The 21875-nt window shown below is 66.4% G+C and carries 21 protein-coding genes; 9 read left to right on the top strand and 12 right to left on the bottom strand.

Annotation, left to right across the window (positions count from 1 at the left end; translation table 11 throughout):
* Positions 1–87: 87 nt before the first annotated feature.
* The 3 genes from thrH to AC6H0N_RS03600 all read right to left on the bottom strand — a co-directional run bounded on the left by thrH (position 88) and on the right by AC6H0N_RS03600 (position 4038).
* Entirely contained in the window at positions 88–699 is a 612-nt protein-coding gene (gene thrH, locus AC6H0N_RS03610; RefSeq protein WP_497572689.1) for a bifunctional phosphoserine phosphatase/homoserine phosphotransferase ThrH, read from the bottom strand.
* Positions 700–759: 60 nt separating this feature from the next.
* Positions 760–2040, bottom strand: a complete 1281-nt coding sequence (locus AC6H0N_RS03605; RefSeq protein ID WP_497572688.1) for a DUF2254 domain-containing protein — start codon at positions 2038–2040, stop codon at positions 760–762.
* A 66-nt stretch (positions 2041–2106) separates the two neighbouring features.
* Positions 2107–4038 (bottom strand): ATP-binding cassette domain-containing protein, encoded by a 1932-nt coding sequence (locus tag AC6H0N_RS03600; RefSeq protein ID WP_497572687.1) that lies wholly within the window; start codon positions 4036–4038, stop codon positions 2107–2109.
* A gap of 107 nt (positions 4039–4145) precedes the next feature.
* Between AC6H0N_RS03600 and AC6H0N_RS03595 the strand changes: the two genes are divergently transcribed.
* Entirely contained in the window at positions 4146–5459 is a 1314-nt protein-coding gene (locus tag AC6H0N_RS03595) for a hypothetical protein (protein WP_497572686.1), read from the top strand.
* A gap of 39 nt (positions 5460–5498) precedes the next feature.
* Here AC6H0N_RS03595 and AC6H0N_RS03590 read toward each other — a convergent pair whose 3' ends face one another.
* From AC6H0N_RS03590 to gshA, 3 genes are read right to left on the bottom strand one after another with little or no spacing between them, the layout of a single operon-like run.
* Entirely contained in the window at positions 5499–6563 is a 1065-nt protein-coding gene (locus AC6H0N_RS03590; RefSeq protein ID WP_497572685.1) for an FAD:protein FMN transferase, read from the bottom strand.
* Positions 6560–7507, bottom strand: coding sequence for a glutathione synthase (gshB, locus tag AC6H0N_RS03585; RefSeq protein WP_497572684.1), 948 nt, complete (start codon positions 7505–7507; stop codon positions 6560–6562). Before gshB ends, AC6H0N_RS03590 begins: the two co-directional genes overlap by 4 nt.
* 1 nt (position 7508) lies before the next feature.
* Positions 7509–8804 (bottom strand): glutamate--cysteine ligase, encoded by a 1296-nt coding sequence (gene gshA / locus AC6H0N_RS03580; protein ID WP_497572683.1) that lies wholly within the window; start codon positions 8802–8804, stop codon positions 7509–7511.
* 143 nt (positions 8805–8947) lie between these two features.
* Here gshA and AC6H0N_RS03575 point away from each other — a divergent pair, with 143 nt between their 5' ends.
* Complete coding sequence (locus AC6H0N_RS03575; RefSeq protein WP_497572682.1) at positions 8948–9697, top strand: SDR family NAD(P)-dependent oxidoreductase; 750 nt, start codon at positions 8948–8950, stop codon at positions 9695–9697.
* A gap of 3 nt (positions 9698–9700) precedes the next feature.
* Here AC6H0N_RS03575 and AC6H0N_RS03570 read toward each other — a convergent pair whose 3' ends face one another.
* Entirely contained in the window at positions 9701–10912 is a 1212-nt protein-coding gene (locus AC6H0N_RS03570; protein WP_497572681.1) for an exo-beta-N-acetylmuramidase NamZ family protein, read from the bottom strand.
* 164 nt (positions 10913–11076) lie between these two features.
* Here AC6H0N_RS03570 and AC6H0N_RS03565 point away from each other — a divergent pair, with 164 nt between their 5' ends.
* Positions 11077–11292 carry a YMGG-like glycine zipper-containing protein gene (locus AC6H0N_RS03565; protein ID WP_497572680.1) on the top strand — a complete coding sequence of 72 codons (216 nt, stop codon included), beginning with the start codon at positions 11077–11079 and terminating at the stop codon, positions 11290–11292.
* A 73-nt stretch (positions 11293–11365) separates the two neighbouring features.
* Here the strand turns inward: AC6H0N_RS03565 and AC6H0N_RS03560 are convergent, their stop codons facing one another.
* From AC6H0N_RS03560 to AC6H0N_RS03545, 4 genes are all read right to left on the bottom strand, one after another.
* Positions 11366–12139 (bottom strand): LamB/YcsF family protein, encoded by a 774-nt coding sequence (locus tag AC6H0N_RS03560; protein WP_497572679.1) that lies wholly within the window; start codon positions 12137–12139, stop codon positions 11366–11368.
* Between the two features lie 22 nt (positions 12140–12161).
* The gene (locus tag AC6H0N_RS03555) at positions 12162–13151 is read right to left on the bottom strand and encodes a 5-oxoprolinase subunit C family protein (RefSeq protein WP_497572678.1); all 990 of its coding nucleotides are present in this window, start codon (positions 13149–13151) and stop codon (positions 12162–12164) included.
* Positions 13148–13879 (bottom strand): 5-oxoprolinase subunit PxpB, encoded by a 732-nt coding sequence (pxpB, locus tag AC6H0N_RS03550; RefSeq protein ID WP_497572677.1) that lies wholly within the window; start codon positions 13877–13879, stop codon positions 13148–13150. Before pxpB ends, AC6H0N_RS03555 begins: the two co-directional genes overlap by 4 nt.
* 83 nt (positions 13880–13962) lie before the next feature.
* The gene (locus AC6H0N_RS03545; protein WP_497572676.1) at positions 13963–14859 is read right to left on the bottom strand and encodes a LysR family transcriptional regulator; all 897 of its coding nucleotides are present in this window, start codon (positions 14857–14859) and stop codon (positions 13963–13965) included.
* A 532-nt stretch (positions 14860–15391) separates the two neighbouring features.
* On the opposite strand from AC6H0N_RS03545, the gene AC6H0N_RS03540 reads away from it, so the two are divergent.
* The 6 genes from AC6H0N_RS03540 (at position 15392) to AC6H0N_RS03515 (ending at position 21135) form a co-directional block, all read left to right on the top strand.
* Positions 15392–17011 carry a peptide chain release factor 3 gene (locus AC6H0N_RS03540; protein WP_497573239.1) on the top strand — a complete coding sequence of 540 codons (1620 nt, stop codon included), beginning with the start codon at positions 15392–15394 and terminating at the stop codon, positions 17009–17011.
* A gap of 55 nt (positions 17012–17066) precedes the next feature.
* Positions 17067–17582, top strand: a complete 516-nt coding sequence (locus AC6H0N_RS03535; RefSeq protein WP_497572675.1) for a retropepsin-like aspartic protease family protein — start codon at positions 17067–17069, stop codon at positions 17580–17582.
* Positions 17583–17621: 39 nt separating this feature from the next.
* Positions 17622–18881, top strand: a complete 1260-nt coding sequence (locus tag AC6H0N_RS03530; protein ID WP_497572674.1) for a cyclic di-GMP phosphodiesterase — start codon at positions 17622–17624, stop codon at positions 18879–18881.
* A 171-nt stretch (positions 18882–19052) separates the two neighbouring features.
* Entirely contained in the window at positions 19053–20231 is a 1179-nt protein-coding gene (locus AC6H0N_RS03525) for a PAS domain-containing sensor histidine kinase (RefSeq protein WP_497572673.1), read from the top strand.
* Positions 20228–20863, top strand: a complete 636-nt coding sequence (locus tag AC6H0N_RS03520; RefSeq protein ID WP_497572672.1) for a response regulator — start codon at positions 20228–20230, stop codon at positions 20861–20863. Before AC6H0N_RS03525 ends, AC6H0N_RS03520 begins: the two co-directional genes overlap by 4 nt.
* A 53-nt stretch (positions 20864–20916) precedes the next feature.
* A complete protein-coding gene (locus tag AC6H0N_RS03515; RefSeq protein WP_497572671.1) occupies positions 20917–21135 on the top strand; it encodes a hypothetical protein in 219 nt (72 codons plus the stop codon).
* A 7-nt stretch (positions 21136–21142) separates the two neighbouring features.
* Here the strand turns inward: AC6H0N_RS03515 and AC6H0N_RS03510 are convergent, their stop codons facing one another.
* The gene (locus AC6H0N_RS03510; RefSeq protein WP_497572670.1) at positions 21143–21844 is read right to left on the bottom strand and encodes an alpha/beta hydrolase; all 702 of its coding nucleotides are present in this window, start codon (positions 21842–21844) and stop codon (positions 21143–21145) included.
* Positions 21845–21875: the final 31 nt, after the last annotated feature.

Genomic DNA, 21875 nt, shown 5'->3' with positions numbered 1-21875 from the left:
CTACGGGCACCTTCGGGTGCCCGTTTTTTTGGCGCAAAAAAAAACGGCGGGCATGGCCCGCCGTCCTTGCAAGCATTGCAGCCGCAATCAAGCGACCCGGGCGAACGCCTTGTCGATCTCCGCACGCAGTTCGGCGTAGGTGTTGGTCACCGGATACTGCGGAAACTCGCGGATGACGTTTTCCGGCGGATGGAACAGGATGCCGCCGTGGGCCTCGCCCAGCATCGCCGTGTCGTTGTACGAGTCGCCCGCCGCGACGACGGTGAACTTCAGTTCCTTGAAGCGGCGCACGGCCTCGCGTTTCTGGTCCGGCATGCGCAGGTGGTAGTTCACCAGACGGCCGGCAGCGTCGGCCTCAAGGCTGTGGCAGAACAGCGTCGGCCAGCCGAGCTGACGCATCAGCGGGTGAGCGAACTCGTAGAAGGTATCGGACAGGATCACCACCTGATAGTCCTCGCGCAGTTCGTCGAGGAAGGCGCGAGCGCCGTCCATCGGGCCCATCGAAGCGATCACTTCCTGGATCTGCGGCAGGCCCAGCTTGTGCTCGGCGAGGATGTCCAGACGGTACTTCATCAGCGTGTCGTAGTTCGGCTCGTCGCGCGTGGTGCGGCGCAGCGCCGGGATGCCGGTGCGCTCGGCGAATTCGATCCAGATTTCGGGGACCAGCACGCCTTCGAGGTCGAGACAGACGATTTTCACGGCAAAGCCTTTTGTGGTGGGCAAAAACAGCGCGCGATTGTAGCACCGCGCCGCCGTCGTTCAGGCCCGTGTGCCGCTTCGCGTGTCGGTGTCCGCGGCCCCCACTGCGCTGGCGAGTTGCCGCAGCACGTCCTTGTCCTGCTCCAGCGCCAGCGCCGCTTCGGCGTGAGCCAGTGCCTGGGCTGCGTGCAGGCGCGCCGGCTCGCGCAGCACGTCTCCCATGCGTGCCAGCATCGCCAGGGCCTTCTGCAGGCGCATGTGCACTTCGACCAGCGCCGCTCCGTCGCGGGCGACGGGGCTGAATACGTCGTTGAAGAAGTCGACTATTTCGAGTGTCGGCAAATACACCCGCGGGCACTGTGCTTCGCCCTGTGGCCGGCCGTCGGTTTCAGCGCAGTGCGACAGTACGCGTACGGCACGGCCGATCACGTCGATGGCCGTGGCGGGATCATTGACGGCCGGCGACAGCGCCCGCGAGGCAATCTCGGCCAGCACGGAGAGGCCGAAGCGCGGGTCCTGGTAGAAAGAGCGATCGTTGCCGACGATGAAGGCGGCTTCGGTCAGTCCGGCCGGCGCTGCGTCGCCAAGCACCCAGGCGATGGGCTTTGTGGGCTCGATGTAGCTGCCGGGCAGTGCTGCCACGAACACCTGGCCGTCGTGCTCCTGCGCCCAGGACTGCAGCACGCCGACGTCGATGTGCTGCACATAGCCGATGCGCTCGTCGTGAACCGGGCGGGCCGCGGCGGGAACATCCTCCGGGCGTTCGAGCAGACACGCGCCATGGCAAGGCGTGCGGACCCAGTTCGCGAGTGCTTCGGTGGTCGCCATCTCTACGCGCAGCGTCGTGTCGTCGACGCGGCCGAAAGCCGACAGATGCTCGATCCAGCGCAGCAGGGTGACGACGATGAGCACGATCACACCCAGCGTGAAGATGAACAGCGTCACGCGCCCCTGCTCACCGTAGAGCCCGGTTGCCAATGCGACGATGCCCAGCAGCGAGAACAGGAAGCTGCCGATGAAGGTCGCCAGCACGTTCTGCGTGGTGGTGTCCTCGCGCAGCAGCCGGGTCGCACGCGGCGTGACCTGGCTGGTTGCGGCGGCGTAGGCGGACACCATGGTGGTGAGCGAGAAGGTAGTCACCGCCAGCATGCTGCTGGCGAGAATGGTCAGGATGCTGTCGACCGAATCAGCGCCGATGCGGGTCGCCAGGTCCTCTGGAATGTGGTCACGCAGCAGGCCGGCCGACGCGACGGCCGCCACGGCCAGCAACGAAATCAGCGCTGCGCGCACCCACAGGCGGCGCGAGAACTGCATCCACAACCATTCCCAGCGGGAAGTCATCGCATCACTCCAGGCAGCTCAAACACTGATTCTTCGCGATCCCGGGCTGCGACACAATGCTTGGCGTCAATCGGCCGGAATGGCGTCCAGCCTCTCTTCGAGCTCAAGCCAGCGCTGCTCGGCGCCCTCGATGCGTGTCGCCAGCTCGGTCTGGCGCCGCTGCAGGTTCTGCAGCGCGGCGGCGTCGGCTTCGGCGTAGAGCGCCGGATCGGCCAGTTGTTCGTCGATCTGCGACTTCTCGCGCTGCCAGGCTTCGAGTTTGCGATCGAGCTGGTCGCGCTCCTTCACCAGCGGGCGGCGCTCGACCAGCCGGGCCTGACGCTCGGCCGCAGCCTGACCGCGGTCAGCCTTGCGGGTGGCCTTGTCGGCGGTCTGATCGGGGCACTTCTCGGAGGCGGCAGCCTGGGCGCGGCGGCCTGCCAGCCATTCGCGATAGTCGTCCAGATCGCCGTCGAATTCCTGCGCCACGCCGTCATCGACCAGCACGAAACGATCGCAGGTCGCCCGTAGCAACGCTCGATCGTGCGACACCAGCACCATGGCGCCGTCGAAGTCCTGCAGCGCCAGCGTCAGGGCGTGGCGCATTTCGAGGTCGAGGTGGTTGGTCGGCTCGTCGAGCAGCAGCAGGTTGGGTCGGCCCCAAATCAGGATGGCCAGCGCCAGCCGGGTTTTTTCGCCGCCCGAAAACGGTGCGCAAGGCGTTGTCGCCGGCGTGGACGTGCCGCCCACGCCATCCCCGCGGAAGTCGAAACCGCCGAGGTAGTCGCGCAGCTCCTGCTCGCGCACCCGCGGGTCGAGCCGCAGCATGTGCTGCAGCGGCGATTCGTCCGGCCGCAGGGTTTCGAGCTGATGCTGGGCAAAGTAGCCAGTGACCAGCCCCTTGCCTTCGCTGCGCTCGCCGGCAGTGAGTTTGAGTTGGTTGGCGAGCAGCTTGATCAGTGTCGATTTGCCCGCGCCGTTGCGCCCGAGCAGGCCGACGCGCTCGCCCGGGCGCAATTGCAGCTTGAGCCCGGACAGCACCGTCTTGTCGCCATACCCGGCCGCGCCGTCGTCGATCTGCAGCAGCGGGTCGGGTGCGGGCGGGGCGTCGCGGAAGGAAAACGTGAACGGCGAATCGACGTGCGCCGCGGCGATGCGCTCCATGCGTTCCAGCGCCTTGATGCGGCTCTGCGCCTGGCGCGCCTTGGTGGCCTTGGCGCGGAAGCGGCGTACGTAATCTTCCATGTGCGCGATCTCGCGTTGCTGGCGCTCGAACATCGACTGCTGCTGGGACAGCCGCTCGGCGCGCTGGCGCTCGAAGTCGGAGTAGCCGCCGGAGTACAGCGTGACGCGCTGCTGCTCGATGTGCAGCACATGGCTGACGCAGGCGTCGAGAAAATCGCGATCGTGCGAAATCAGCACCAGCGTGCCGGGGTAGGCCGACAGCCACTGTTCCAGCCAGATCACCGCATCGAGGTCGAGGTGGTTGGTTGGCTCGTCGAGCAGCAGCAGATCGGAACGGCACATCAGCGCCTGCGCGAGGTTGAGGCGCATGCGCCAGCCACCCGAGAAATCCGACACCGGCCGTGCCAGATCGCCCTGCGTGAAGCCCAGGCCGTCGAGCAGCGCAGCCGCTCGCGCCGGCGCAGCGTAGCCGTCGATCTCGCCGAGCCGCGCGTGCAGCTCGCCGATGCGTATGCCCTCATGTGCGTCTTCGGCCTCGATGAGCGCAGCTTCGATGGCGCGCAGCTCGGCGTCGCCGTCGAGCGCGTAGTCCAGCGCGGAGCGGGCCAGCGCCGGGGTTTCCTGAGCAACGTGGGCGACGACCCAGGCCGCCGGAATTTCCAGGTCGCCCTCATCCTGATGCAGCTCGCCGCGCAGCATTGCGAAGAGGCTTGATTTCCCGCTGCCGTTGGCGCCGGTGAGGCCGACATGCCAGCCCGGATGGAGCTGCAGCGAGGCACTTTGGAACAGGACTCTGGCACCTCGGGCGAGGCGTAAGTTACGTAACTGGATCACTTGGCGGCATTCATTTCGTTACAAAGGCGGTATTCTATCGGCTTGGACGCTCGTAACCCCGTCCCGGGTGCCTTTTGCGCACCTTGGCCCCACTGCATGACGGATCCATGATGCCCAAACGCCTTATTTTTGCCGTACTTCTGTCCCAGACCCTGTTCGCCCACGCCAGCGAATCGGACGATGTTCTCGATCGCGCGCGCGCCATGATCGAACAGGGGGAGAGCATGCGCGAAGCAGCAGAAGAACGCTTCCGCGCAGCCGAAGCCGACTGTTACAACACGTTTTTCGTGAACCGTTGCCTCGATCGCGCGCGTCGTGCCCGCATGACCGATATCGAAGCCGCGCGCGAACTCGAGCAGGGCGGCAAGCGCATGGAGTTGGCTGAGCGCATGCGCCTGGCCACCGAGCGCAAATCGCCGATCGACATGCGTGCCGGCCGTCTGGCGCCCAAGCCCAGCGCCGTCACCGAATCCGAGCAAAAGGCTCGCGAGGCCGAACTGGCAAAGCTGCCCGCCGCCGAGCGTGAAGCGATCTATGCCCGCGAACTGACCGAGCGTCTTGAGCGCCGTGTGCGCGAGATTCAGGAGCAGGGCGCCGCCGCAACGCGTGCCGTGGTCCAGCCCGTGCAGCGGACGCCGCCGGCCAAGCCTGCAGCGCAGCCGCTGAGCGAGGAAGAAGCCGCGCGCATTCGCGAAGAGCGTGAGCAGGCGGCGCGTGAAGCCGCCGCGCAGGACGCTCTGCCCGCGCCGGGCATTCCGGTCGAGGAAGCCGAGCGCGTGCGCGCCGAACGTGAGGCCGCTGCGCGTGAAGCCGAAGAACGTGCTGCCGAGGAGCGCGCAGCCAAAGAGCGCGCTCTGGAGGAGGCCGAGCTCGAGCGTCAGCGGCGCGAGAAAGCGCCTCCGCCGCCGGTGGTTGAAGAGCCGGTAGCCCCGGGTGCCGTCAGCGACGAGGAGGCCACGCGCATTCGTTCCGAACGCGAAGCTGCAGCCCGTGAAGCCGAACAACGCGCAGCGGAAGAGCGTGCTCGGCGCGACGCCGAACGGGCCAGACTGCGTGGAACGGAGGTTCCTGCTCCGGCGCCCGCAGCCGAGCCTGTTCCCGAGCCGGTGCTTGCCCCAGAGCCGGTCCCTGAGCCAATTCCCGCTCCGGCACCTGTCCCTGAGACAGTCGCGGAGCCGGCCCCCGCGAGTGAACCGGCGCCGGCACCTGAGGTCGCACCGGCGGCCGAACCTGAGATTCCGGTGATACTCGACCCCCCGCCCAACCTCACTGGCAGCTACCAGTTGCTGCCCGAGACCCGCAATCCGCCGATCTTGCCGGGCGCACCGGCCGAGCGGCGCTTGCTGCCCGAGGTGATTCCACTGATCGATCTGTCGGAGATTCCGGCGGAGGAGTTGCAGCCGCTTGAGCCGCTGAAGTAACCGCAAGATGACGGGGCGCGAAAGCGCCCCGTTTCACATTCAGTCGACGACCTTCACCGGCCCGACGCCTGACGGAATCTGCAGACGTGCGCGCAGTTCGCGCGTGACCTCGATACGGCCGTCATCGGCCACGCGCAAGGCGTGGTCGATTCCATATGCACGGGTGTACTTGAGCCAGTCGTCGCCGGCGATGAAGGGCGACTTGCTGGCCGCGTCGGACCATGTTCCGGCGTGCTCGCCCGGCATCGCCAGCACCGAAAGCGACTGCGTGCCTTCGGCCGGGTAGCCGGTGCGCGGGTCGAGCAGGTGGGAGTAACGCTTGCCGTCGATCTCGAAGAAACGCTGATAGTCGCCCGAGGTACCGATGGCCTCGCCGTCGTAAAGCGGCAGGGTGGCCAGCGGGCGTGGTTCGCGCGGGTGCTGGATGCCCAGTCGCCAGGGCGTCTTGCCCTTGGAGCCGAGGGCCATGACGTTGCCGCCGATGTTGATCAGTGCGTTGTCGACGCCCATGTCGCGCAGAGTCGCTGCAGCGCGGTCGAGGGCATAGCCCTTGGCGTAGCCGCCCAGATCGATCTGCACCATGGGGTTGGAGGACGATACGCGATTGCCGTCGATCGTCAGATCGGCCATGCGCGGGCGCGCTGCGAGAATTCTCGCCAGTTCGTCAGCATCCGGCAGCTTCGGTTCGAACTCGTCGTCGTGGAAGCCCCACAGCGCGATCAGCCGGCCCAGCGCCGGGTCGAACAGCTCATCGCCGGCTTCGGCAATCTTTTGCGCGTCGCGCAGCAATTCAGCCAGTTCGTCGGACACCTCGACCGTCTCGCCGCGCGCCAGACCTTCGTTCAGGCGCGTGACTTCGGACGGTTTCCAGGCGTGCAGCGCACCGTGCAGGCGGTCGAACTCGCGCAGCACGGCGGCCATGGCGTTGCTGGCCTGCTCGCGTGAGTCGCCGTACACGGTCAGATCGACGCGCGTGCCGAACACGTAGGCTTCCTGGTGATGCAGCTCGGGGCGACTGCAGGCCGTCAGCGTGGCGGCCAGCAGCACACACAGTGCCGCCTTGCGGGCGGCGGCCCGCGCATCGAAACGCTGACGCAGCTTCATGCGCAGACCTGTTCGAGACGGTCCATGAATAGCCCGGCTACCGAAAAACCGGCCTGCTCGGTGATCTCGACGAAGCAGGTCGGGCTGGTGACGTTGATCTCGGTGAGGTGCCCGCCGATGACGTCCAGCCCGACCACCAGCAGACCGCGCTGCCACAGGATGGGCGCAAGGTATTCGGCGATCTCGCGCTCGCGCGTGGTCAGCGGCATGGCCACGCCGCGTCCGCCGGCGGCGAGGTTGCCGCGCGTTTCGCCAGCCATGGGAATGCGTGCCAGCGAGAACGGTACGACTTCGCCGCCGATGATCAGCACGCGCTTGTCGCCGTCGGCGATCTGCGGCAGGTAGCGCTGCGCCATGATGGTGCGCGTGCCTTCGTGCGTCAGCGTTTCGAGGATCACGTTGCGGTTGGGATCGTCGGCGCGCACGCGGAAGATCTGGCTGCCGCCCATGCCGTCGAGCGGTTTGAGGATGACGTCGCCCAGTTCGTCGATGAAGGCCTGCACGTCGCGCGGGTCGCGCGCCACCAGCGTGGTGGCGACGAACTGCGGGAATTCGGTGATGGCGATCTTCTCGGAATGGTCACGGATCGCACGCGGGTCGTTGAAGATGCGCGCGCCGGCGGCCTGGGCGCGTTCGAGCAGCCAGGTGGCGGTGACGTATTCGAAGTCGAAGGGCGGGTCCTGCCGCATGATCACGGCGTCGAAGTCGGTCAGCGGCTGAACGCCTTCGGCGCCGGGCATGTACCACTGGGCGTTGCCGTCGCTGACCTTCAACGCCGTGGCGCGCGCTACCACCGCGCCGTCACACCACATCAGTGCCTCGCGCTGGATGGCGTACACCGCGTGGCCGCGCCTTGCGGCCTCGCGCATCATCGCGACGCTCGAATCCTTGTATGGCTTGAGCAGCTCCAGCGGGTCGAGAATGAAGGCGATCTTCAGCGCCATGTCAGGCCGCCTCCGCCTCGTCGGCCGGCTCGGTTTCCTCGATTTCGACCGAGGCGGCCAAGAGCGCCAGGCGCGCCACCACGCCGTAGGCGTAGAAGCGGTTGGGCGCGGCGTCCGGCGCCTGTTCGGCGTCCGGCACGGTGCAGCTGGTTTCGAAGGCCAGCGGCTCGAAATGCATGCCCGGCGCGTTGAGGTTTTCGTCGCGGCCACGTTCGGTGTGCACGCGGTAGAAACCGCCCACGACGTAGTGATCCATCATGTACACCACCGGCTCGGCGACGGCGTTGTCGAGCGTCTCGAAGGTGTGCACGCCTTCCTGGATGATGACCTCGTGCACCTGCATGCCTTCCTTGATGACCGACATCTTGTTGCGTTGACGGCGGTTCAGGCCTTTTACCTCGGAAGCGTCCTTGACCGTCATCACGCCCATGCCGTAGGTGCCAGCGTCGGCCTTGACCACCACGAAGGGCGTCTCGTCCACGCCGTATTCCTTGTACTTGGCGCGAATGCGGGTGAGCAGTTCGTCGACCTGCGTGGCGAGGCATTCCTCGCCGGTGCGTTCCTGGAAGTTGATCTGGCCGCAGGTGCGGAATTCGGGGTTGATGCGCCACGGGTCGAGGCCGATGACGTCGGCGAACTCGCGCGCCACGCGATCGTAGGCCGCCGCATGCACCGACTTGCGACGCGAATGCCAACCGGCGTGCAGCGGCGGAATCAGCCACTGCTCGTCGATGCCCTTGAGCACTTCCGGCACGCCGGCCGAAAGGTCGTTGTTGAGCAGGATCGCGCAGGGGTCGAAGCCGGCCAGACCGAGGCGGCTGCCGCGTCGCTCCAGCGGTTCGAGCGTGAGCTTGGCGCCGTTGGCGAGCTCGATCACGGTCGGTTCGGTGATCTCGGGCAGCAGCGTACCCAGGCGCACGTTCAGCCCGGCCAGCGCGAGGATGGACACCAGCCGCGCGACGTTCTGCAGGTAGAACTGGTTGCGCGTGTGGTTCTCGGGGATCAGCAGCAGGTTCTTCGCGTCGCAGCAGATGCGCTCGACCGCCGACTGGGTGGCCTGCACGCACAGCGGCAGAAAGGCTTCGTTGAGGTTGTTGAAGCCGCCCGGAAACAGGTTCAGGTCGACCGGCGCGAGCTTGAAACCGGAGTTGCGCAGGTCGGTCGAGGCATAGAACGGTGGAGCATGGTCCCGCCACTGCACGCGCATCCATTGCTCGATTTCGGTGGCGTGATCGAGGAAGCGCGACTCCAACTCCAGCAAGGGGCCGGACAGGGCGGTGGTGAGGTGAGGAACCATGGGGAAGCTCTCTGCTAAGGGGTCGCGGGCGGGCCGAAGGGTTCGCCACGGGGGGTGGGCGGATTGTACATCACGCGCCCTGACAGGCAGTCCGGGGGAACCCGCACGGTTACCATGTGCGTCCCGACCTCGTGAGGACGTCCATGAACCCGCTTGCCCTCATCACCGGCGCCGGCAGCGGCATCGGTCGCGCTCTGGCGCTGAACCTGATCGAGCGCGGCTGCGACGTGCTGGCCATCGGCCGCCGCGCCGCGCTGCTCGAATCGCTTGCTGTCGAACACCCCGGCCGCGTCACGGCGCTGCCGCTCGACGTTGCCGCGCCCGATGCGCCGCCGCGTGTACTCAATACCCTTGGCGAGCGTGCGCCGGCTTTCGTGGTGCACAACGCTGCCACGCTGGACCCGGCCGGGCCGCTGGTGGAGTTGGACCGCGCGGCCTTCCGCGAGCATCTTGAAATCAACCTCACAGCCCCGCTGTTTCTCACGCAGGCCTTGCTGCCGCGTCTGGCGGCGGGCGCGCGGGTGCTACATATTTCGTCCGGGGCCGCTCACCACGCGCTCAATGGCTGGGGGCCGTACTGCATGTCGAAAGCGGCGCTGCACATGCTCACGCAGTGCTGGAACGCCGAATTGACAGAGCGAGGTGTGCTGGTCGGCAGTGCCCGGCCCGGCGTGGTCGACACGCCGATGCAGGCCGGCATCCGCGAGCTGGCCCCCGATCAATTCCCCGACGTCGAATCCTTCCGCCGGCTCAAGGCTGACGGTGCGCTTTTGCCGCCCGAGACCGTGGCGCGCTTTCTGACGTGGATGCTGCTCGACGCCGATGCCGAGCAGTTTTCGGGCGCCGAACGTGATGTTCGCGACGCGGATCTCGCGCGCTTGTGGCAGCGCTGAAGCTCAGTACAGCAGGAACGGGCGCCGCGTCTCCAGCCAGGCCTGCTCGTCGCGAGCGCTGATCACGTCCAGATCCTCCGCGCACGACGCAGGGTCGTCCACCCACTCGCGCAGCAGCGGGCTGCCGTTGATGAGGTCGATGGCAAGCCGGTCGTGCTCGTACTCGTAGGGAAAGTCGCGCCACAGCGGATAGTCCGGTGCAAGGTGGTGCACCGCCTTGAAAGCCAGCGCCTGAATGCGCCACGGGCGGAACGCCGCGTGGTCGTAGGCCGGCAGGTCCACGTGCATCTGCACGCCGCTGCACAGCTTGCCAGCGTGCTTGTGGAAGGTCGGTTCGAACCAGCACGGGCGCAGCATGCAGCCGGTCAGCCAGTCAGGGGCCAGTTCGTGCATGGTGGCGATGACCGCCTCGGCGTCGATGTCCGGAGCCCCGAATAGCTCCAGCGGGCGCGTGGTGCCGCGGCCTTCGGACAGCGTCGTGCCCTCCAGCATGACGGTGCCGGCATAGCAGCGCGCCATCGAAACGTTGGGCGCGTTGGGGCTGGGGTTGATCCAGCTGCGCTCCTGCGACCAGCCGAAGCCCGGTGCGGCTTCGGGCTGCCAGCCCTGCATGGTCACCACCTGCAGATCAACCTCGAGCCGCAACTCGGCGACGAACCAGCGCGCCAGCTCGCCCATGGTCAGGCCGTGGCGCATCGGCATCGGGCCGGCACCCACAAAGCTCTCCCAGCCTGTGCGTAGGGTCAGGCCTTCGACCGGCCGGCCAGCCGGGTTGGGGCGGTCCAGCACCCACACGCTTTTGCCGAGTTTCGCCGCTTCTTCCAGCACGTAGCGTAGCGTGGTGATGAAGGTGTAGATGCGGCAGCCCAGGTCCTGCAGGTCCACCAGCAGCACGTCGAAGCTGTCCATCATGCGCGCGGTCGGGCGGCGCACCTCGCCGTACAGGCTGAACACCGGAATGCCCAGGCGCGGGTCGATGAAATCGGCCGACTCGACCATGTTGTCCTGTTTGTCGCCGCGCAGTCCGTGTTGCGGCCCGAAGGCGGCCGTGAGGCGGATCTCGGGCAGTGCCGCGAGGGCGTCCAGCGCGTGGGTCAGATCGGGCGTGACCGAGGCCGGGTGGGCGAGCAGGGCGACGCGACGGCCGGCCAGCGGGCGGCGCAGTTCGGGGCTGATGAGAAGGCGGTCGAGGCCGGTCTGGAAGCTGTGTTTCATGGGGTTCGCGTAGCGGCGGACGAAAGCCGGCATCTTAGCCTGAGCGAAGCTCGAGCAAATGCCGGGCGCGCGGCCACGGCTTGAAACACATTCATACCGGGGTGTTGCAATTCGAGCTACTTCGGCGCCTAGGATGAAGCTGTGTTCGCACGAAGGAAACCACCATGAAAGCAAAAGCCCTGATTCCCCTGTTCGCGGTAGCCGTGTTTGCTACCGGCTGTTCAACCTGGGATGGCATGTCCAAGCGTGAAAGGAGCGCTGCGGTCGGTGCCGGTGTCGGTGGCGTGGCTGGCTCGGTGCTGACCAACGGCGGTGTGCTTGGCACCATCGGTGGCGCTGCGGTTGGCGGCGTCGTGGGTGACCAGGTCGGCAAGGACTGATTCCTCTCCAGTAGTCTCCTCCCTTGCACCTACGGGTGTTTGTCGGAACGCGGCCTTCGGGCCGCGTTTTTTTTTAGCTGAGCGATTTCAGTTCGGGCAGCGAAACCAATGTGCAGCCGGCTTGTTCCAGTGCATCGTGCACGGCATGCGCCACCTCGACGCCGTGCACGTTGTCGCCGTGCACGCAGATGCTGTGAAACGGTACTTCCAGCTTGCGGCCATTGATTGACACCACGCCGCCGGCATCGAGCATGCGCAGTACGTGGGCCACGCAGGCGGCCTTGTCGGTCAGCACCGCGCCGGTCTGGCTGCGCGGCATCAGATGGCCCTGGTCCGTATATGCGCGGTCGGCAAAAATCTCGCCCGCCACGCGCAGGCCCACGTTGCGACCGGCGATGTCGAGCTGCGAGCCGGCCGGCGCGAGCAGGATCAGCGCCGGGTCGAAGGCTTTCACTGCCTTGACCACGTTCAACGCCATCCCCGCGTCCTCGCTGGCCATGTTGCTCATGGCGCCGTGCGGCTTGACGTGCGTCATCGCCAGCCCTTCGACGCGCGCCATGCCGGCCAGCGCGCCGAGCTGATACAGGATGATGGCCTGCAGCTCGTCCGGCGGGATATTCATGCGCCGTCGCCCGAAGCCCTGCAGATCGGGGAAGGACGGATGGGCGCCGATGCTCACGTTGTTGCGTCGCGCCGCGTGCAGCGTGCGCCGCATGATCTGCGCGTCGCCGGCATGAAAGCCGCAGGCGATGCTGGCGCTGTTGACGATGGTGAGCATGGTTGCGTCGTCGCCCATCTTCCAGGCGCCGAAGGATTCACCGAGGTCTGCGTTGAGGTTCAGTTGCATGGGGGCGTCCAGGCGGTTCGTTTCACTCATTGTCCGGGTACAGCGCGGCGAGGTCGATGCCCTCGGCCGTCAGGCGGCGCAAGTTTGCCAGCCGCGCGGCCAGGCTGGCCGCCGCCGCGCGTGCGGCCTGTTCACCGGTGGTGGCGTCGACCTGGGTGAAGCGCACTGGGTCGCCCGGCTTGCGCGTGGCGAGCCGCGGCAGATCGGCCGAGATTACGCAGGCGATTTTCGGGTAGCCGCCGGCGGTCTGCGCGTCGGCCAGCAGCACGATGGGCTGGCCGTGGCCCGGCACCTGGATCGCACCGGGGATCACCGCGTCCGACACGATGTCGCGGCTGGCCGTGTCACGGTGTGCCAGTGCCGGGCCGTCGAGGCGCATGCCCATGCGGTCGGCGGCCTGGCCGATGCGGTATTCGTCACTCAGCAGGGTCTGCAATGCGACGGCGGTGAAGTGGTCCAGCTGTGGGCCGGCGACGACACGAATCGGCGCATCGCTGGCCGCCGGCACATCCTCGAGTTGCCACTCCGGCTGCACTGTCGCCGTCGCGCACTCGATGCGCGTACCGGCCGTGAGCCAGCCACCGCCCAGCCCCGAGCGCGTGTGGGCAGACGCGCTGCCGAGCACGCCCGGCTGGGTCATGCCGGCCACGCCGACAAGCGCCACGCGCCCGTCGCGAATGCCGCAGATACGCAACGTCTCGCCTGCCAGCAGGCGGTGGCTCTGCCATGCCGGGACGTGACGCACCACGCCGTTGGCCTCAATCTCCAGCTCGGTATCGCCGGCCACCGCGACGCGCACGGCCGCGTCGGCCGCCGTGAAGGCCTGGCCTCCCGAGAAGCATTCGATGGCCGGCGCATCGTCGGCATTGCCGACCAGCCGGTTAGCGATCGCCAGCAGCTCCGGCGCCAGCGTGCCCGACCACGGCACGCCGATGCGCCGATGCCCGAAACGACCAAAATCCTGGATGGACGCTGCCGTGCCGGGGGCGGTAACAATCAGCGCGGCGCTCATGGAGTCGCTTCCATGAAGGCGACCGGGTCGAGCTCCCCCGTTTCAAACGCCCGCGCGAACCGCGCATGCTCGGCCGCATCCACCACCTCGAAGCACACCCGGTCGCCTGCCGCGAGCAGGGCCGGCGACTCGCGCCCCGCGTCGAACAACGGCACCGGGCAATGCCCCAGCAGGTGCCAGCCGCCGGGGCTCTGCCATGGGTAAATCGCCGTCAGGCCATTGGCAATCGCCACACTCCCGGCCGGCACCGTCACGCGCGGCTCGGCCCGGCGCGGCAGGCGCAGGGCTTCGGCCACGTCGCCCATGAACGGAAATCCGGGCAGGAAACCCAGCATGTACACCACGTACTCACGCCCCGCGTGCGTCTCGATCACCGCGTCGGCGCTGAGACCGCAGCGCTGCGCGACGTCTTGCAGATCGGGTGCGAAGTCACCCTCGTAGCAGGCTGGCAGTCGCCAGCGGCGGGTCGGCGTCGCGTTGCTTGCAATGCCCTGTGCCAGCAGCGTCTCAAGCGCTGGCAGCAGCTCGGCTCGCGAAGTCGCTAGAGGGTCGAAGATGATGGTCAGCGAACGAAAGCTCGGCACCGTCTCGATCACGCCGGGCAGATCCGCCACCACGCAGGCGTGGTCCAGCGCCGCGACGCGCGCGAGCAGGGCCGGGTCGATGGTGTCGCCGAATTCGACCGTGATCGCGCGGTCGCCGAGGTTGAGGATGCGGGCGGCGTTCATGGGGAGGTTACGCGGGCATGAGAGGCATCACGGGAATGCTAACCCGCGGCGAAGCGCGTTCGGGCGCCTTGCAGAACGCCATGTCATCGTTGCGGCCGGCCGAGCGCCTCGATCGCGTAGCGAGCAAGCGCTTCGGCGGCTTCGGTGAGTTGTGGCCTGCGCAGCAGAAGCACCTGATAGCGACCGATGCTCGGCAGACCGGCTTCATCGCCCAAGCGTCGCAGTGGTGGGCGAAGCAGTCCCGCCGGAAACGGAGCCACGGCCAGATCGGCAAGCATCGATGCCTCCTGACCGGCGCTGCTGTCGCTGGTGAAGACCACGCGGTAGGGGCGGCCGACGCGGTCCAGGGCTGACAGCGCCATTCGCCGCCAGGCGCAGCCGTGGCAGGCGAGCGACAGCGGCAGCGGTGTGCGCGACGCCGCGCTGCCGCCCTCGACTGCAGCCCACACCAGTTCCTCGGTGTGCACGACTTCGCCGTGGCGCGCGTCCTGACCGTCGTTGCCGGCGGTGACCAGCGCCACATCCAGCGTGCCCGTGTCGATTCTCGCGGCCATTTCGGTGCTGCGACCCACCACCACGTCGACCTGAACGGCCGGGTGCGCGCGCGCGAACTGCGCGAGTACCCGCGGCAGGATGCGCGTGCCAATGTCATCCGACGTGCCGAAGGCAACCGGCCCGGCCAGCGGCGGGGCGAGAAACTGCGACACCGCCTCGTCGTTGAGTTGGAGCAGGCGTCGGGCGTAGCCGAGCAGCAGTTCTCCCTCTGGTGTCAGCGTCACCTTGCGCGGAGCACGCACGAACAGCGCATGCCCCAGGGTTTCCTCCAGTTTGCGAATCTGCATGCTCAGCGCGGACGGCGTGCGGAACACGTGCCGCGCGGCATCCGTGAAGCTGCCCAGGTCGGCGATGGCAACGAAGCTGCGGATCACGTCCGCGTCGAGTAACGGGAAGCGGCTGGCGGTCGGTGAGTGAGTGTCCATCCCTTAACGTTAAGAAAAACTTAACCGGAAGTGAAGACCTTTTCGTTTGAGTGAGCAGTGCGGCCAGCCCATCATCGTCTCCAGGTCGAGCCCTTCGGTGGCCGATCACAGAACGGGAGGATGTGCGATGAGTGACCGAAGGATCGTGAAGCGGACGCCACGGACGAATACACAACAGCGCCCGCCCAACGTGTATATGCCGGCAATGCCGCCGCTGGGGCTCATCAACGCTGTCGCCGACGCACTGCGGACGGTGCTGCGAAGCGTTGTGCGGCGCGGCCGGCGCGGTTCGGCCGGCTCCGGTGCGAAACCGTCCGGCTAGCGCGCCGGCGCACCTTGCTCCAGTTTGTGTCGTCTGTTCTTCAATAGGCCGTCCGACGCTCCAAGAGCGCCCTTTGAGAGCACGCTCAAGCGGAACCGGTGTCCATCTCGACCTTGACCGAGTCGGCTGCGTGAGCCGAGCGCAATTGCTTGATAGAATTGCGCCTTCGCCGCCCGAGGCCAACCCTCCGGCGGCTCACTTTTTGTGCACATCATGGCCACTCCGTTTCCGCCCGAGCTCGTCGAAGACGTCAAGAAGCGTCGCACCTTCGGCATCATTTCCCACCCCGATGCGGGCAAGACCACGCTGACCGAGAAGCTGCTGCTGTTCGGCGGTGCGATCCAGCTGGCCGGCACGGTCAAGGCGCGCAAGAGCGCGCGCCACGCCACTTCGGACTGGATGGAGGTGGAGAAGCAGCGCGGCATCTCGGTGACCAGCTCGGTGATGCAGTTCGAGTACGCCGGCCACACCATCAACCTGCTCGATACGCCGGGCCACCAGGATTTCTCGGAAGACACCTACCGCGTGCTCACCGCGGTGGACGCGGCGGTGATGGTGATCGACGCCGGCAACGGCGTGGAGGCGCAGACCATCAAGCTGCTGGAGGTGTGCCGGCTGCGCAATACGCCGATCATCACCTTCATCAACAAGCTCGACCGTGAGGTCAAGGAGCCCTTTGATCTGCTGTCCGAGATCGAGGAAGTGCTCAACATCGAGTGCGCGCCGATCACCTGGCCGCTGGGCATGGGCAAGCGCTTCGGCGGGGTCTACCACCTGCTGACCAACAAGCTGCTGCGCTTCGTGCCGGGTGAGGAGAAGCGTAGCGAGGCGGAAGTGATCGAAGGGCTCGACAACCCGCGTCTGGATGCTGAGTTTCCGATGGAGGTCGCCCAGTTGCGCGACGACGTCGACCTGCTGCAGGGCGCGTCGAGCCCGTTCTCGCTCGAAGCCTTCCTCGCCGGCAAGCAGACGCCGGTGTTCTTCGGCTCGGGTATCAACAACTTCGGCGTGCAGGAAATCCTGCAGGCGCTGCTCGACTGGGCGCCGCCGCCGCAGCCGCGCGTTGCTGGCCTGCCTGACGGAGGCACGCGCATGGTGCAGCCGGCCGAGGCGCCGTTCTCGGGCTTCGTGTTCAAGATCCAGGCCAACATGGACCCGCGCCACCGCGACCGCATCGCCTTCTTCCGCATCTGCTCGGGGCGCTACACCTCGGGCATGAAGGTCAAGCATGTGCGCGCCGGGCGCGAGATGAAGCTCGCCAACGCGCTGACCTTCATGGCCAACGAGCGCGTGCTCAAGGAAGACGGTGTGGCCGGCGACATCATCGGCATCCACAACCACGGGCAACTGCAGATCGGCGATACGCTGACCGAGGGCGAGAACATCGGCTTCCGCGGCATTCCCTACTTCTCGCCCGAGATGTTCCGCGTGGCGCGCCTGCGCGATCCGCTCAAGTCCAAGCAGCTCGAGAAGGGCCTCAAGGAGCTGGGCGAAGAGGGCGCCATCCAGGTCTTCGAGCTTGAAGGCGGCAATCTGCTGCTCGGCGCGGTCGGTCAGCTGCAGTTCGAGGTGGTCGAGCAGCGCCTGAAGGACGAATACAAGGTCGACGCAATCTTCGAGTCGGCCGAAATCTACACCGCACGCTGGCTGACCTTCCCGGACGAGGTCACGCGCCGCAACTTCGAGCGCGAACAGATCATGCGTCTGGCCAAGGACATCGACGGCAACCCGGTGTACATGGCGTCGACGCGCTACAACCTCGACGTGACGAGGGAGAAGTGGCCCAAAGTGAGTTTCCACGCCACGCGCGAGCACGGCGAGGTGCTTTGACGCCAAGCGTGGAACGGGTAATGAACGCCCTGCATAAGCCACCGGTCTGATCTGCATGGATGACCCTCGCACCACCCGTCGTCTCGGGCGCGGCATGATGTTGCTGGCAAGCCTCGCCTTGCTTGGCTTGCTGTGGCTTGGTTTTGACGGCTATCTGGAGCGCTCGTGGAACCCCAACCGCAACCTGTCGGTGCAGCCGGGTCAGAGCGAACTGGTGCTGCAGCGCAACCGCGCCGGGCATTACGTTGCGCCAGGAACCATCAACGGCAAGCGCGTCACCTTTCTGCTCGACACCGGCGCCACGCAGGTTTCGGTGCCGGCTCATCTCGGCCCTGAGCTAGGTCTGGCCGCAGGCGGCACGGCGCGCGTGATGACCGCCAACGGGTCGGTCACCGTGCGCACCACGCTCATCGACGAACTCGGCTTTGGCCCCTTTCTCATGCGCAATGTGGCCGGGCACCTCAATCCGGGTTACCGCGACGATGAAATCCTGCTCGGCATGAGCGCACTGAGGCACCTGGAATTCACGCAGCGCGGCGACACGCTGATTCTGAAACCTATTTCCAGGTAGTCTGGTCGAACTAATTCGTTCGTATTTCTTGGCACTGCCATGAGCGCTCGCCGCCCCCCTCACCTGAAGCGCATCCCGATCGAGCAGCTTGAGGTCGGGATGTATATCCACGAGATCTGCGCTCACTGGGCGGCTCACCCCTTCTGGCGAAAATCCTTTCTGCTCGATCAGAGTGCAGATCTCGGCAAGCTGCGCGAGCACGGCATTGCCGAGATCTGGATCGACACAACGCGTGGCAAGGACGTCGCCCCGCCTGTGCCCGAAGCCATTGTGCCGGACGTGTTCGACGACATTGAGCGGGGCCACGTGCCGGGTGTTCCGGTGCCGGTCGCGCCTGCGAGCGTTGAGCTTGGCGACGAAATGGCCAACGCCGCGCTGGTGTGTTCCCGCGCCAAGAAGGTCGTGTTGGCGATGTTTGCCGAAGCGCGCATGGGCAAGGCGGTGGATACCGAGGCCGTGGATGGTCTCGTGAATGACATTTCCGACTCTGTGCTGCGACACCGCGGAGCATTGATCACCCTGGTTCGTCTCAAGAAGCAGGATGAGTATTCCTACATGCATTCGGTGGCGGTATGTGCGCTGATGATCGGGCTGGGCCGGGAGTTGGGGCTGCCGGAAGAGGAGGTGACGCGCGCCGGACGAGCTGGTTTGCTGCACGATCTCGGCAAGGCCGTCATGCCGCTTGAGGTGCTCAACAAGCCCGGCAAGCTCAGCGACGCGGAGTACGCCGTCATGCGCGAACACCCCGAGCGTGGCTTCGAGCTGCTGCGTGAGGCAGGCGAAGTCGACGAGCTTGTGCTCGATGTGTGCCTACACCACCACGAACGTGTCGATGGCACCGGTTACCCGCACCGTCTCCGCGAGGGTGACATCAGCGAATACGCACGCATGGGCGCCATCTGCGATGTGTATGACGCGGTCACCTCCAACCGACCCTACAAGACAGGCTGGGACCCCGCGCAGTCGATCCAGCGCATGTTCGAGTGGAAAGGGCATTTCGACCATCGGTTGCTGCACGCTTTTGTGCGCTGCGTGGGCATTTATCCCCCTGGCTCGCTGGTGCGTCTGAGTTCGGGTCGCCTCGGTATCGTCCTTGAAACGAATGCCGCTTCCTTGCTGACGCCGCGGGTGCGGGTGTTCTACTCCACCCGTTCGAACAGCCGCATTGTTCCGGAAACAGTCGATCTGTCGAATCGTCACTGCAAGGAGAAGATTGTCGGCAGTGAAAACTCGGCAGATTGGCCGTTCGACGACCTGGACGATCTCTGGCTGGCCGCTACAAAAGAGCCTGCCAAGTAAGTGGTGTGCTTCTGCACCAATTCGGTGCGGCCGTGCCTGTCCGCACCCCACGGCTGACGCTCGCAGCGCGCCTCAGGTCAGGAGAACCATCGCAGACCGGGCCGCTCACGGTGGCCTTGCGATAGGTACCGTTCTTGCTAATACGTCTGCACCAAGACCATTCGCAGGCCGATGTTCGCAGACCTCCACCACCTCTCGCACCATGCCGCCTGGCGCCGTCAGCTTGAACTGCTGCTGGAGTCGGCCGGCGAGGGTATTTACGGCATTGATCTGAACGGCCGTTGCATCTTCATCAACGGTGCTGGCGCCGAGCTACTCGGCTACACGCCCGACGAGGTGCTGGGCCGCAACATGCACTATCTGATCCACCATTCGCACGCCGACAGCCAGCATATGCCGGTGCACGATTGCCGCATTTTCCGGGCCTTCCAGCAGGGTGAAGGCGTACGGGTGGAAGACGAGGTGCTGTGGCGGCGCGATGGAAGCTCCTTCCCGGCTGAGTACGCCTCGTACCCGATTCGTGATGGCGAGCGGGTGGTCGGTGCGGTGGTGACCTTCAATGACATCACCGCCCGCAAGCGCACCGAGGCCGCATTGCATGCGGCGCAGGCCGAGCTGGAGCGCCGCGTGGCCGAGCGCACGGCAGCGCTGTCGGCCGCCAACCGCGAGCTCAAGCAGACGCACGAGAACCTGCGTCGGCTTTCCGCCCACATGAACAGCGTGCGCGAGAGCGAACGCGCCCACATCGCGCGCGACATTCACGATGATCTGGGCGCCTCGCTGACCGCCATCCAGCTCGAACTCAACTTCCTGCGCTCGCGTCTGGACGGCAACGAAGCGTTGCGCGCCAACGTGGACGCCGCGCTCGACATCGGCAAGAACGCCATCGATTCGGTGCGTCGCATCCTCAACGACCTGCGCCCCGGCGTGCTTGACCACCTCGGCCTATGGGCCGCGCTCGAATGCCTGATGGACGAGATGCAGGCGCGCGCCGGCGTGAGCTGCAGCTTTGCCTGCCCGGAGGAGGTCGAGCGCGTGCGTCTGGGGCGCGACGCCGAAATCGCCATCTACCGCATCGTGCAGGAGGTGCTTACCAACGTGCAGCGCCACGCCGCAGCCCGCCGCGTGACGATGACGGTACGCGCCGAGGGGCGTGATCTGCTGATTGAAGTCACCGATGACGGCCGCGGCATGACGCTGCCGGCCGCACCCACCAGCTTTGGCCTGCTCGGAATGCGCGAGCGCGCACATTCGATTGGCGGCGAGCTGGCCATTGACAGCACGCCGGGGCGCGGCGCTACCGTGCGTCTGCGGCTGGCGGGCGCGTTGGCGCGAGGTCAGCCGCGATGATCGATCTGCTGATTGTCGACGACCACATGATCATCCGCCGCGGTCTGATCCAGATCCTTACCGGCGCAGAACGCATCGGTGACATCCGCGAGGCCGGTGACGGCCCGGCCGCGCTGCGGGCCTTGCGCCAGCGGGCGCCGCAAGTGGTGTTGCTGGACGTCGCGCTGGGCGACCGTGACGGGCTGGACGTGCTCAAGACCCTGCGCAGCGAATTTCCGCAGGTTGGCGTGGTGATGCTGTCGGTGTATCCCGAATCGCAGTTCGCCGTGCGTGCCATTCGCGGCGGCGCGGGCGCGTATCTGAACAAGGGGTGCTCGCCCGACGAGTTGCTCGCGGCGCTGCACAAGGTTGCTGACGGCGGGGTGTACATCACGGCTTCCATTGCCGAGCTGCTCGCCCGCAGCGTGCGTGAGGGTGAGGGCAAGCCGCCGCACGAACTGCTCTCCGACCGCGAATTCCAGGTGCTCACGCTGCTCGCGCAGGGACGCTCGGTGTCCGACATCGCGCAGCAGCTGTGCCTGTCCGGCAACACCATTTCGACGTATCGGGCGCGCATTTTCGAGAAGCTCGACGTGCACAACCTGGTGGAACTGCTTACCTATGCGGCGCGGCACGACATGTTGCCGAGGTAGCAAAGCGCCGTCGCGCGACTAAGCTGAAATCCTGCCTGTCGACGTGTGCGCTCATGACTTCGCGTGATCCCGACCAAAAGTTGCCGCTCGCCCCGCTGTGCTGGGCCATCGGCTATTCCGGCCTGCACATCACGGTGCTGTTGCGTGCGGTGATGGCATACCAGCAACCGGCGCTGCTTGGCTCGTTCTCGTTCTGGCTGGTCAGCCTGGCGGTCGCCACGGCTTGCGTGGCGCTGATGACGGCGGGCTGGGGGGACTGGATGCGCCGCTGACCGCGGCTTACGCCGTGGGGGCTGAAGCGTCCCGGTCGAGGAAGAAATCCACTGCCTGCTGCGCGATCTCCGGAATGAGCTTGTGCGTGCCCTCGAAAGGCACGAAGCGCACGTCGTAGCCGGCCTCGATGAGCTTGGCGGCCTTGGCTTCGCCGGCTCGCTCGAAGGGCAGCTGCTCGTCCTGGCGCCCGTGCGACAGGAAGATCTTTGGTGCGCCATGCTGCATGAACACCGTCAGGAAACCGCCCGACATGGCGATCACGTGGCTGACGAGGTCGCCGTTGGTGACGCCGGCAAACAGCGAGTAGCTGCAGCCGTCCGAGAAACCGCCGAAGGCGAAATGCTTGGGGTCGAGCTCGAAGTGGTCAGCGACGATGGCCAGTGCCTTGTCGAGACGTTCGATGTCCGGCCCGCTGCCACCGATCACGATGTCCCAGGTGATCAGCATCGAATGCGGCGCGAGGATCACGAAGCCCTCGCGCTCGGCGTGTTCGACAAAGAATTTCAGGATCTTCTCGGGGAAACCGCCGGCGCCGTGGAACAGCACCCACAGCTTGACCGGCTGCGTGAGATCCAGGCTCTCCGGCACGTAGAGCAGGTAGTCGCGCTCGTCAGAGAGGCCGAGGTTGTGCCTGCCGGGGCCGAACGGCGGCTGCGTGGGCTTGGTGTGCCTGAACTTGAGACGGCCAAAGAGGGATTCATCAAACATGCGGCGATTCTAGCGCGGGTGACACGCGGTG

The sequence above is a fragment of the Pseudazoarcus sp. NS34 genome (genome assembly GCF_059703725.1).
This window is presented reverse-complemented; position numbering and strand designations above follow the sequence as displayed.

Coding starts and splice junctions, on each gene's coding strand:
- AC6H0N_RS03605 (WP_497572688.1), bottom strand. CDS start 2,040: ATGACTTCCCGCTGGGAATGGTTGTGGATGCAGTTCTCGCGCCGCCTG.
- AC6H0N_RS03595 (WP_497572686.1), top strand. CDS start 4,146: ATGATGCCCAAACGCCTTATTTTTGCCGTACTTCTGTCCCAGACCCTG.
- AC6H0N_RS03590 (WP_497572685.1), bottom strand. CDS start 6,563: ATGAAGCTGCGTCAGCGTTTCGATGCGCGGGCCGCCGCCCGCAAGGCG.
- gshB (WP_497572684.1), bottom strand. CDS start 7,507: ATGGCGCTGAAGATCGCCTTCATTCTCGACCCGCTGGAGCTGCTCAAG.
- gshA (WP_497572683.1), bottom strand. CDS start 8,804: ATGGTTCCTCACCTCACCACCGCCCTGTCCGGCCCCTTGCTGGAGTTG.
- AC6H0N_RS03575 (WP_497572682.1), top strand. CDS start 8,948: ATGAACCCGCTTGCCCTCATCACCGGCGCCGGCAGCGGCATCGGTCGC.
- AC6H0N_RS03570 (WP_497572681.1), bottom strand. CDS start 10,912: ATGAAACACAGCTTCCAGACCGGCCTCGACCGCCTTCTCATCAGCCCC.
- AC6H0N_RS03565 (WP_497572680.1), top strand. CDS start 11,077: ATGAAAGCAAAAGCCCTGATTCCCCTGTTCGCGGTAGCCGTGTTTGCT.
- AC6H0N_RS03560 (WP_497572679.1), bottom strand. CDS start 12,139: ATGCAACTGAACCTCAACGCAGACCTCGGTGAATCCTTCGGCGCCTGG.
- AC6H0N_RS03555 (WP_497572678.1), bottom strand. CDS start 13,151: ATGAGCGCCGCGCTGATTGTTACCGCCCCCGGCACGGCAGCGTCCATC.
- pxpB (WP_497572677.1), bottom strand. CDS start 13,879: ATGAACGCCGCCCGCATCCTCAACCTCGGCGACCGCGCGATCACGGTC.
- AC6H0N_RS03545 (WP_497572676.1), bottom strand. CDS start 14,859: ATGGACACTCACTCACCGACCGCCAGCCGCTTCCCGTTACTCGACGCG.
- AC6H0N_RS03535 (WP_497572675.1), top strand. CDS start 17,067: ATGGATGACCCTCGCACCACCCGTCGTCTCGGGCGCGGCATGATGTTG.
- AC6H0N_RS03530 (WP_497572674.1), top strand. CDS start 17,622: ATGAGCGCTCGCCGCCCCCCTCACCTGAAGCGCATCCCGATCGAGCAG.
- AC6H0N_RS03525 (WP_497572673.1), top strand. CDS start 19,053: ATGTTCGCAGACCTCCACCACCTCTCGCACCATGCCGCCTGGCGCCGT.
- AC6H0N_RS03520 (WP_497572672.1), top strand. CDS start 20,228: ATGATCGATCTGCTGATTGTCGACGACCACATGATCATCCGCCGCGGT.
- AC6H0N_RS03515 (WP_497572671.1), top strand. CDS start 20,917: ATGACTTCGCGTGATCCCGACCAAAAGTTGCCGCTCGCCCCGCTGTGC.
- AC6H0N_RS03510 (WP_497572670.1), bottom strand. CDS start 21,844: ATGTTTGATGAATCCCTCTTTGGCCGTCTCAAGTTCAGGCACACCAAG.